At 36.8% G+C, this 10,481-nt stretch carries 9 protein-coding genes; 2 read left to right on the forward strand and 7 right to left on the reverse strand.

Going from position 1 to position 10,481, the window contains the following annotated elements; genetic code table 11:
* Positions 1-345: 345 nt before the first annotated feature.
* Together Q0791_RS23180 and Q0791_RS23185 are read left to right on the forward strand one after the other, a co-directional pair.
* The gene (locus Q0791_RS23180; RefSeq protein ID WP_299011591.1) at positions 346-750 is read left to right on the forward strand and encodes a thioesterase family protein; all 405 of its coding nucleotides are present in this window, start codon (positions 346-348) and stop codon (positions 748-750) included.
* A 128-nt stretch (positions 751-878) separates the two neighbouring features.
* Positions 879-1,151 carry an acylphosphatase gene (locus Q0791_RS23185; protein ID WP_299011593.1) on the forward strand — a complete coding sequence of 91 codons (273 nt, stop codon included), beginning with the start codon at positions 879-881 and terminating at the stop codon, positions 1,149-1,151.
* A gap of 136 nt (positions 1,152-1,287) precedes the next feature.
* On the opposite strand, the gene Q0791_RS23190 is transcribed toward Q0791_RS23185, so the two are convergent.
* The 7 genes from Q0791_RS23190 to Q0791_RS23220 form a co-directional block, all read right to left on the reverse strand.
* Positions 1,288-3,561 carry a hypothetical protein gene (locus Q0791_RS23190; protein ID WP_299011595.1) on the reverse strand — a complete coding sequence of 758 codons (2,274 nt, stop codon included), beginning with the start codon at positions 3,559-3,561 and terminating at the stop codon, positions 1,288-1,290.
* Between the two features lie 42 nt (positions 3,562-3,603).
* Positions 3,604-4,131 carry a hypothetical protein gene (locus Q0791_RS23195; RefSeq protein ID WP_299011596.1) on the reverse strand — a complete coding sequence of 176 codons (528 nt, stop codon included), beginning with the start codon at positions 4,129-4,131 and terminating at the stop codon, positions 3,604-3,606.
* Between the two features lie 38 nt (positions 4,132-4,169).
* Positions 4,170-4,550 (reverse strand): type III secretion system chaperone, encoded by a 381-nt coding sequence (locus Q0791_RS23200; protein WP_299011597.1) that lies wholly within the window; start codon positions 4,548-4,550, stop codon positions 4,170-4,172.
* A 476-nt stretch (positions 4,551-5,026) separates the two neighbouring features.
* Entirely contained in the window at positions 5,027-6,403 is a 1,377-nt protein-coding gene (locus tag Q0791_RS23205) for a S53 family peptidase (RefSeq protein WP_299011598.1), read from the reverse strand.
* Positions 6,404-6,846: 443 nt separating this feature from the next.
* Positions 6,847-8,118 (reverse strand): MFS transporter, encoded by a 1,272-nt coding sequence (locus tag Q0791_RS23210; RefSeq protein WP_299011599.1) that lies wholly within the window; start codon positions 8,116-8,118, stop codon positions 6,847-6,849.
* 137 nt (positions 8,119-8,255) lie between these two features.
* Positions 8,256-9,359: a DUF4157 domain-containing protein gene (locus tag Q0791_RS23215; RefSeq protein WP_299011601.1), complete on the reverse strand. Its 1,104-nt coding sequence runs from the start codon at positions 9,357-9,359 to the stop codon at positions 8,256-8,258.
* A gap of 463 nt (positions 9,360-9,822) precedes the next feature.
* A complete protein-coding gene (locus tag Q0791_RS23220) occupies positions 9,823-10,296 on the reverse strand; it encodes a hypothetical protein (RefSeq protein WP_299011602.1) in 474 nt (157 codons plus the stop codon).
* Positions 10,297-10,481 lie beyond the last annotated feature (185 nt).

Raw genomic sequence — 10,481 nt, forward strand, 5'->3', positions numbered from 1 at the left:
CTTTTAAGATGATACAACGCAGAAGTCGGTGCTTTTACAGACTCCCAAGGGGCTGGCCTCTTTATATGTAAAAGCAAAGCCTTTTATACTGCGTTCTTGAACATCAGCTTAGAATAACTAGGCACACTGTTCAAAGCCTTGCCTAAAAGGCTTTTAATTCCAGCTGAATCCTGCATCTTCAAGTATCACGGGTATAGCTATAAGCAGACATAATAACAATAAAAATGCGCTATGACTTTATATTCCAGCCATTTTTCAGATATTGATGCCACTATTTACGCTAAAGCTGTGCGAAAGGCGCTTTCTTGTTAAAATTAGTCATTATGTGATGCGAATAACGAGTGAATGATGTCCAGTAAAAAGAGCATTTGGCATGCCCAAGTGCGAGACTATGAATTAGACAGTCAAGGTATTGTCAACAATGCTAATTTTTTACATTATTTTGAACATGCACGGCATATGGCTTTGTCGAAAGACTTTGGCATTAATTTTATGGCTTATCAAGAGCAAGGGATTGATTTAGTCATGTCAGAAATGTGTATTAAATATCACGCTTCTTTGTATTCAGAAGACAGCTTTCGTGTTGAAACGCATTTTTTGATGCAAGGTCGACTTAGAATTATCGCTGAGCAACAGATTTTGATTGAGAATAAAGTAGTTGCAACGGCGAAAACCACTATAGTTTGTAAGGACAGAAAAAAAGGCAAGCCTATGATGCCCAAAGAGATGTTTGAAGCAATAACGAGATAATGCAATAGGGATTTATTTTTAGACTCTGGTGTAAGTGTTAAACTGGGTCGTAAGTGTAGAATTAACTGGCCTCATTGAGAAAAGTTTCTCTCGAATTTTTAGAATCATCTACTCACTTGGAGAAAATAATGACAGTTCGTACATTAAAGGCGGTAGTAACAGGCAGAGTGCAAGGTGTGTTTTATCGAGTGTCAGTAAAAGAGGTGGCTGCGACTTTGAGTATCCATGGTTTTGCCAAGAATCTAATGAATGGCGATGTTGAAGTCGAGGCCACAGGTCAAGAGGAAGACTTAATGGCAATGGTTGACTATTTAAAGCAAGGCCCAGTGGCAGCCAAAGTGGATACTGTGGTTTGGGAATATAGTGAGACAAAATCTGTCGAGGGATTTTTAATTTTATAATCTCAATACTGGTGAAACGTTACCCTGTTGTGGTACAGATCAGTGATAGAGCACTTGTAAGTGCTCTATCTTCTGAATGGGTATAAGTGCTCTATTTGCTAGATGTGCTAAGCCATAACCTTATGTCAGTGTGCGCTTAAGCGGCTAAGAAATGCTGTTGGTCTCTTGCTAAGTAACTCGTATATAATGATTTTGATTCATATACAGGTTTAGCGGGATCATCATTTTTTAACAGAAAATCACCATTTTTAACCCAAGAAGTCACTTTCGTAAGTTCTCTGGGGGTATCAAGCCATTGCGAGACTTGAGCTGTCCCCCATAGGTTAGCATCTATGACTTTACCGTCTTGATGGAGCTGCTCTAGGTGCTGCTGCAGATTTGTTAGTCGAGTTTGTGCTGCTTTTACTGCATCATCAGATAACAAGCCGCCAGAGAGTCGAGTGAGATCATCAGGAGTCATATTTTTAATCGCTAAGTACATAGTGTTATCAACAACAGGAGGGTACTTTTGTAGGTGATTACCGTTTTTCCTAATATTAGTATCGAGGTTTTCCCAATCTGGCCCCATGCAGAAGTCATTATCAATGGCGGTTAACTTTACATTATTCGCTTTATCAACATGGATCAAATAATTGTTCATGTGTCTATCAGCCTGACCTGTAATGATATCCATTAGTTGCATTTTGATAAATTGTGGTTGGAGTTGAGCGGCAATATCAGGATCTTTGGCCTTAAGTTTGATATCCGCACCCGCCGTGCCTTTGGCTTTATCCATCACAATGCCTAGTTGACCCTCATGTAGCGCAAAATCTGTTTTGGCAACAATATTAAAGTTAAGATGGGTATCGATACGACTGGCGATAACGCCACGCTCTAGCAATCTTGGAGAGCTGTGATCAATACCAATGGCCAGTGGACCAGTGAAAGCGCCGCCATTTTTCCCTGCAAGTTGATCATCATCGGCTTTGTAGACTTTAACAGTATTGCCATATTGAGCTAGCATGACTTCATGGCCAGCGCCTTTGCCCAGCGGTGACATAGTTCCCGTTAGATTTGCATCGGTAAATTGGCCAACTTGACGAGATAAGGCTTCATAACGCACAGCTTTTACCGCGGCGGTGGCAGCCTTAGAAATATAGGATATCTCTGCTCTAAATGCCTGCAGTTTATTACCCAGTGCTGTTTTTGGGTCTGAGCGTAACTCATTGGCTATATTGACCATATGTTTATTGAGTTCATTTAGCGCTGCTTGTGAGTTGGCTTGCTCTGCTGGGAAAAACCTTTGCAGGGATTGCTGCACTTTAAATTGTATATCACTGATTTCTTCTTGATCTTGCACTGTATTAACAATATTAATGAGATCTTTAATACAGGCTTTGAGTTGTTGTTTATCTTGGTGATTTAGTGCAGCATTATCATTTAACGTGGCGGTTATGCCATCAGTTTGATGAGTAAAAATTTCGGTGTGTACAGCTTGATGTGCCAGTTTAATCTCACGAAAGTTACTTTTGATTTGCTCTAGTCTATTGACGTAGTCTTTATCATCGATGAGCTTGCCTTTATGTAAGGTCTCTAAGTTTTCATAATGTGTTGTGACCTCAGCTTTTGCTAGAGACAAATGCTGATTTAATGTACTTAGATCACTTTTTAACGCGCCCAAAGATTGTAATGACAATCTCATTAAACTGGGTAAATTGCTTTCATAGTCAATATGATTGTTCTCGCACTGGATTTTTAATGCATTAAACGTATCTTTAAACTTCGCGAGACTGTTACTACTGTCATTGTCTAATTGAGTGATTAAGGTATCGAGTGTTTGCGGTATGGCTTCAGAGCGCGCGATATTATGCTTTGTTACACATTGACGTATTTCTTCTAAATAGCCTTGCTTATTTTGAGAAAAATCTGTTTTTTTATAATTTAATAGTGTGTTTTCAAGCTGTTTGAGCTGCTCATCGTTTAATGAGTCTAGCTTTTTATCTAGAGCTGCCGTTAATAAGGTACCGTAGCTAAGTATATTTGAGTCATTTTGGATCAAATTTGATAGGTGTCTGAGCATAGTAAATTGCTTAGCCCCAGTTTTGATATCCTCCTTTGCTAGATTATCTATCATAAAGTCAACACGTTGATTGAAATTGTCAGTATTTGTATTGACTCTATCATGGGTGAGTTTCTTTACATTTTGTGGCTCACCACTACTGAAAATATGTTCTTGCAACTTAGTTGCTTTGAGAAAAATGTTGTCACCCATTCGCTGAAAGAAATTTTTTCTACCGCAGGCGCGAGAGACACCTTGATTATTAGTGTCAATATTATGTTGTTGAGATAAATTGGAGAGCTGGGTTTTATTATTAATATTTTCAGGTTGTTGACCCGAGCCAATGTTATTGACAAATCCAAAAATAGGCAAAATAGGTTCCTATAAATCTAACGTTAAAAATAAATGAAAGTGTTAAGCAATGTCTGATAATACTGTTTGTACTTGTTTTAAAATCGATTGATCTTTGTCATGCCACTTGACTGTATTATCTGAATATTGCCACCCCCATCCAGAGGAATGGATTACTGAATCCACGATAATTAATTTCCCATTGAAATTATTATGCTTTTTGTGCACTTGGAATAAGAGTGCTCTCAATAATGAAAAATATGTTTCTAGTTTTTGTTTGTTTTTTGTGTGGTTGATATAAGCGCCGCCCCAATGTTGCTGGATTGCTAGCGTTAAATTATTCCACTGTAGGTAATAATAAAAATATAAATTATTAATGCCATAGCCTGTTTGACCCAGTGAAAAAAAATCATCATTACTTTGTAATATTTCTGGCAAATATTGAGGTAAATCATAGGGTGAAGCTATTGGCTGCTGGCTACAAAAGTTTAAATCACTGATGGGACTTAATGTTTTGATTAGCTCTCTAGGTAATGGGGGAACAGGTAAATCTGCATGTTGAAATGCTATACGAATATCTTGTTCTTTCATGATTTTTATTGATTCAATTGATTAAAGATTTATCTGTTTTACGATATTAATAATTGATTTTTCCAGCCAATAGCATGAGTAATAAAAGGTTCAAGTTCATCAATGAAAGCGACGAAACTTAATTCAAGTGTCGATAGTGACTGTTGAAGTAACACTTGCTGATTATCAATAGCAATGCTGGCTTTTCCTACTCCTTGACCAAAAGCATTGGCTTCAAGCAATATGATGAGTTCCTCTTTAGATAAATGTTGACTATGTCCTATTTCAGCATAGAAGTAGAGAATATTGTTTTCGAGCCATTCTAAATCGATTATAGTGCTATTATCTATAATGAGTCGGCAAACATTGTGCTCGTTAAACATTAATTGAGAGTTATTTAATTCTACTCTTAATTGTTTAATGAATTCATCTTGATTCATGATGGCACCTAAAATTTATATCGTGAATAACGTCATATTTACTTAGATTAGTATTCATTCATTAGACTAAAATCTATATCAACATTTAAGTTATTTAATACAATCTGGTCAGACAAGTGGTTTTGGTGCCAGAGTGGACATTGAAATTATACTTTATGTGAAGCATTTCACAGTTCCATGTTAATTTAAATATTCCAGTGAAATGATTAAGTTTGTAATCGAGTTAATCTTAAATAAAATACGTATAGCTAAATCAATATAAAGGTTAATAGTAAAAGCCTTTATTTATTTCAGTTGCTTATTTTTGAAATCAAGGATTGAATCTAACTGAGGGGATGGTCATAGTGTTGACCTTTATCTTTCAATTTATAAAAGAGTATCCTCCTACTTAAACTTGTTTACTGGTCCTTAGTAGGAGGGGGAAAGCCGATGATTAATGATGCTTAGCTATAATGATGATGCTGATTAACACATAGTTAATTATTCTCTGACATTACTGTAACTAATGCATCAAGAAAGTTTTTTCCTCTTGGTGAACCAAAACCGGTAGTCATATCCCAACCTTCAGTGGTGGGATAGCCTGGTACATCGCTATAAACAAGCGTGCCATCATCTAAATATTCAAAAGTTTGATTATTCACTTGTTCTCCAGCCAGAACCGTGCCTTGAGAAACGGGTAGAATATCATTAAAAGCTGTGTCATCATCGATTTGATATAACCATGGATTCAAGTGGGCAACATAATCCATGCCTTGTTCGGCTAGATATTGATTAATCAGAGCAAATAATCCAGCGATTTGAGGCGATGCGGCACTGGTTCCTGTCCAAACTTCCCAATTGCCAACATCATAGACTAATACACCGCCCATTGCCGATGCATTCCAGGCCAAATCAGGGATCCCTCGACCCGATCCAGATTGTGCATAAATATGATCGGCAACGGAAGATTGCCACTCTGGAATATCAAAAAGTGTACTGCTTCCGCCCCCTGAGGCCCAACTTAACCAAGACTCATTCCATGGTGTTTCTAAACGAAACATGAGATCTTTCTTAAAATTGAAATAATCGTAGTTAGTTTCATCTGAGTCAGTGAGGTAATTATTACTTAATGGAACCCATTCCCAGCCGTATTGTAAAAATGTACCACCAACGGCAGTAACATAGGGGCTGGATGCAGGGTAGTCAGTCATTAATACATCTGCGCCATCATTACTACCTTCATCGCCTGACGAGGCAAAAAAAGTGATCCCATTTTCGGTTCCTGTTTTAAAAGCTGCTTCAAATCCAGCTAACTCTTCATCACTGTAATCAGTTTCATTCGCGCCCCAACTCATTGAGACTACAGTGCCTGGAGGATAATTATCAACAATGTATTCAATACCAATAAGCATATACTCAAATGAATTATCCAGTGTTGAAATAAGATGAATATTAGCATCTGGAGCGATGGCATGGGACCATTGAATATCTAAAGAGATTTCTCCTTCCCAATCACCATCTTCACTGGGCATACCGGAAGGGTAAATTTGTTTAAATTCTGGAATGTCACGATTTGGGAAAAAAGCATTATGGAAAACAGTGAAATCCTCCTCGGCAGTTGGGCTGCCATAGGCATCGTGTATTACGATAGTCATGTCATTACCGGTTAAATTCATGTCATATAATGTATTAAGCTCGTAAGCCGAGTGCATATCCTGAGGAGTATAACAATTTAAGTAATCAAGTTGCAGTAAAGAGCCATCATTATTATAGGTAGGAGCGGTGCAGGCGGTGTCATTATTATCATCAAAACAAGCGGAGAGTAATAACAAACTCATTGCTACATTTAGATTTTTAAATTTTTTTACATTCATAATTTACTTTCATTCCCTTAGTTTAAAAATGTATTTTTAATTAGGTTATGTTTTAAAATCATGACCATTAAGCTTGTATTACTTCTTAGGTATAACGATTTTAATAGTGCATTAAATGGTTTCATGATTTACACAGTTTAATCATAGGCAGGATCATAAGTATCGTGTAGTAAAAAGATAGAAAAAAGTTTCATTCAAAGAAAAATAAGCGGTCAACATAGTCAGTCATTATTAATCAGCAAGAAATTGATGTTCTCGCTAAGAATTATCAAATCATGACCTGATTTCTTTGACCTAATGCCTGCAGTTGGTCTTGAAAAATGAGTGACATTATGGGTATCTGTAAGTTTTTATGTGTAACGTGCTGACTCAGTTGATTAATAATGCTTGTTTATATTTTCCATTTTTCTATTTTTCCGTTTTATCCTAGGTTATTTTTTGCTTTAAATATTTTTTGTAATGTCTCGTAGCGTTGAAAACGCTATTTTTCTATTTAACAGTATTAATGCAACTATCATTAATATGCCATTAAACATTAGAATATAAGCAGGGAAAAGTGGCTCTTTAAAATAGGAGATACCTGAAAACATAATTAAAGGGATCAGGCCTGTTAAGACACCAATCCCGATATTATAAGATATGCCTATACCTGAATATCGAACTTTTTTAGGAAATAACTGAGCAAGTAGAGTGGGTGCGCTGCCAGACACTAATCCAGTTACAATAACGCTGATAAAATAAGCCAAGTAGAACCAAGTTATGTGCGTGTTATAGATCATAAATATAGGCAGACCGCCAAGAATACTTGCAAAAGCATAGCACCAACAAAAGATTTTTTTAGTCAATTTATCACAAAGATAGCCTACCACTAAAGCAACAATAGCAGCGCTTAACATGGCCAATGCTTGAGAGAGTAGATCAACTTCATATGTGCCTGTAATTGTTTTTAAATAAGTGGGTAACAAAATAAACAGTAATGCAAGTGGTAAACCAGTATAAGCCATTAATAACGTAGCAATGATAAGGGCGCGTTTATGGTATTTCATTACATAAATAGCGGGATAAGGTGTTTGTTTAGCAATAAAAGGAAGAAAGTTTGAACATTCCGCTAATTTTTTTCTTAATATATAGGCAATACAACCAAATACGCCTCCTAAATAAAAAGGAATACGCCAGCCAAATGCTAATAACTCTTCATTGGTTAAATATCGTGTCAGCAAGTATTGCGTAAAAAAACCAAACGCGATGCCAGCTTGTATGCAAAAGAAAATCCAGCCTATAGATAATCCTTTGCGTTGCGGCCAATATTCAGATAAATATGTAATTGCGCCAGGGATCTCACCGCCTATTGATAATCCCTGCATAAAACGAAAAACAATTAATAATAAAGGCGCATAAATACCAATGCTATTGTATGTCGGAATACAGCCTATGATAAAGGTGGCTGCAGCCATAACGATAACGGAAAAGGTAAAGGTCTGTTTTCGACCATATTTATCGCCAAAATGTCCAAATACCATACCGCCAATAGGTCGAGCAAAATACCCTATGGCAAAAGTAGAAAAAGTGGCTAATAAGGCGGAAAATGGTGCCTGTGTTGGAAAAAACAATTGAGATAATTGAATTGACATGAGGGCAAAAATAATAAAATCAAAAAACTCTAATGCACCACCTAAACTGCATAGAATCAATGTTTTAAATTTATCTTCATGCATAATAGGTTGCTCACTGAAAACGAATATATTGAGAGAATAGTATAGTGTAATATTTATTCTTTATTTAAAGAAATTAGGTGCACTGAGTGTGGTTAGAAGTCATGGTCAATGGCTTCTAGGTTTTGTTATTTCTAAGATCATTGTTTTTTTAACTTTGTTAAATTCGATGGTTTTCCCATATTGACTTTTCCAGATGTATATATATTTTTTCCACCATCATGAATTTTCATTTCCGCAGCAGTCACTACCGTATTTAAAGCATTTCGCACGTTTCTTATTGGTGCCCTATTAACATCTAGCTTTTCTGCAGCCTGTAACCATTTTGGATTATAGCTAGGTAATTTTCCGCTTCCTCCAAGGATAGTCGTCCCCCAAGGTATGTCGGTTGTGTTCACACTTACCTCATAAGTTCCATTCGGTACATTGATATTGTTTACTGCTCTTTGTGCATTCTGCTCGATATTTGTCCAAATATTCTCTCGTGCGTTATTCCATAATGTTAATCTTCCTTCGTCGTTTCCTCCATCCCATGCTGCTTTTATTAAATGCCCCCATATGAATCCATTGTTGGGGTCTAATAAGTCTTTATCCGTGTTGTCAACGGGTGAAACCCTTACCCTGGTGTTATTAATTGTCGCTGGTGTAACTGAAACTCCTCTTGTCTGCCAACTTCCATTTAATTTTTCTATTCCTCCTTTGATAGCCTTGAGCTGAATGGCGTCAGGACCATTATCGATAACCCCAAAACTCGCCTTAACGCTGCTTTTCTTCTCTTTTGGCTGCATTTGCAGTGCCTGAGCGCCCATAACATCCGCTTCTTTTTCAAGTTCACTATTATCATTAATTGCCATACCGCCAACGGTGTTGGTGGGTTTGACTCGTCCTTGAGCTTGCTGCACAACATGAGCCAGTTCATGAGGTAAATGTTTCTCTTGACCAACCCCTAAATGAATTTCATTTCCTTGGGCATAGGCATGAGCTTGAAATATAGCTGGTTTAGATGAATTATAATGGACTCTGACATGATCTAGGCTCATACCTGATAAGTGCTCCATACCGTTTTTTAAATCATCAGGTAAATTTGTATTGTTTGGCTTCATTTGTAAAAGCGCAATACTGTGTTTCGGTCCTTTGAAGACCTTTTGCATAATGGCTTTTGAAGATTTTTGGTGAGTTAATGTATGTATGCTTGAGTCTTGGTAAACTTGTGTATCCTTAGCTTTCGTTTGATAAACTGACATTGTTTCTCCTCTCTTTTAATGTCTTATTATGTACTGTTTTATCAAGATTAAGCCTAGTCGATTTGTCGCTTTAAAGAAGAAAAAGAATGAAAAGAAAGAAAAGAGTAATGAATAGGTGAGTTATTAATACTAATAGAGAATAAGTCAGAATATCCTTATATGTGACTATTAACGTCATTTTGAGTTTCATTTTAGGAAAGTGTCAACATAACCTGAGTATTATGGAGCTTTTTTCTAAGCGAATGCGGCCCCTTGGCCCTTTTTATCATGAAGAGCTTATAAAGAGTGCCGCCTGTGTTTTTATTCATTAAGAGTGCCTCCGCTGTCTTTGTTATAAAGAGCGGCGGCTGTTCTTTTCAAGAATGGCTGTACGCCTAAAGTTGAAGTCCACACCTTGCTCACCCATGCCATCAAGAGTCTTCAACCATAGTATCAATCATTGCACACTGACTTTTATATCATTTCAGAAAATAGGGAGCTGTGGATTTGATATTGCGTCTTGCCAAGTCAGCTTTTCAATATTTTCATCACTAAGGCAATGCTGTAAAATTATTTTTGCTTGTTTTAGTGTGATATCTTGTAAAAAGAGCTGGTATTTTTCTCCGATGACAATGATTCTTGCGGTTTTAAAGGGATTACCTTCAACAAAGAAAATATAATTTATAATTTCTTTGCCTTCTAGGACATATGTTTTCGGTTTAAAGCGCTCTATTTCCTCAGGGGTCATCATTGTTTCATTTAGGTCATTTAGTCCGATAAGGCTTGTCTTGTTAGCTATCAAGTGACCAAATTCTGGTAATCCATTTAATGCATCCATAGGGATGAAATTATTTGGAATCATTACATTACACTTTTCAAAAGAAAGCGTTTCCAGTTTTTGTTCACAGCCTAATAGTGTTAATGTAAAAATAGCTGTAATTAACTTTTTACTATTCAAGGATTTTTACCTCCGATGCAGAGCAGTAATGAGAACTTCGGCAAGAATAACTGTGGGTGGCTTGATTGAGCCACCTAGACAATAATCAAGCCATCAGCAGTGGCAATTTAACAAGAGACTATGGTGTCAATCGTTAATTTCAAGCTTTTGATGCTTTCCACAAAACGCCATCTCTTAACATTGAA

This window comes from uncultured Shewanella sp. (genome assembly GCF_947495455.1).
In the GTDB taxonomy this organism is placed as follows: Bacteria; Pseudomonadota; Gammaproteobacteria; order Enterobacterales; family Shewanellaceae; genus Shewanella.